We start from the raw sequence: 383 nt of genomic DNA, 5'->3' as shown, positions 1-383 counted from the left end.
ACGCTTTCCAGTGATACCGTCAATAAATCCGGTTTCATCGAAATGGTTTACGCCAATCAAATCGCACTGGGGCAAATTTACCGGCATGAATTACGCCAACAGATTGAGTCCATGGGATTTGAAACGATTGAAACCGGTAAACATGGCCTGTGGGAAATCAAGGACGTACCTGTCCAACCTTTTTCGACGCGAACCCAGCAGATTCAAGCCGCCGTCGGCCCGGATGCCTCGTTAAAGTCCCGCGATGTAGCGGCACTCGATACCCGACAGGTTAAACAGAACCCGGATAAAGATGAGTTATTAACCGAGTGGTTTGACCGGCTGAATAAAGCCGGTTTTGATATGGGCGCTTTCCAGAGACAGGCGACTGAGCGGCAGCAGGC

1 protein-coding gene is annotated in these 383 nt (G+C 50.7%); it reads left to right on the top strand.

Features of this window, described 5'->3' with window-relative positions:
• Window positions 1-383 (top strand): relaxase domain-containing protein (locus AEP37_RS24095; RefSeq protein WP_049615707.1); only part of this gene is annotated, 383 nt, incomplete at both ends.

It is taken from the genome of Yersinia pekkanenii (assembly GCF_001152565.1).
GTDB classification, from domain to species: domain Bacteria; phylum Pseudomonadota; class Gammaproteobacteria; order Enterobacterales; family Enterobacteriaceae; genus Yersinia; species Yersinia pekkanenii.
Note: the sequence above shows the minus strand (reverse complement) of the source record. Positions and strands in the feature narration are given on the sequence as shown.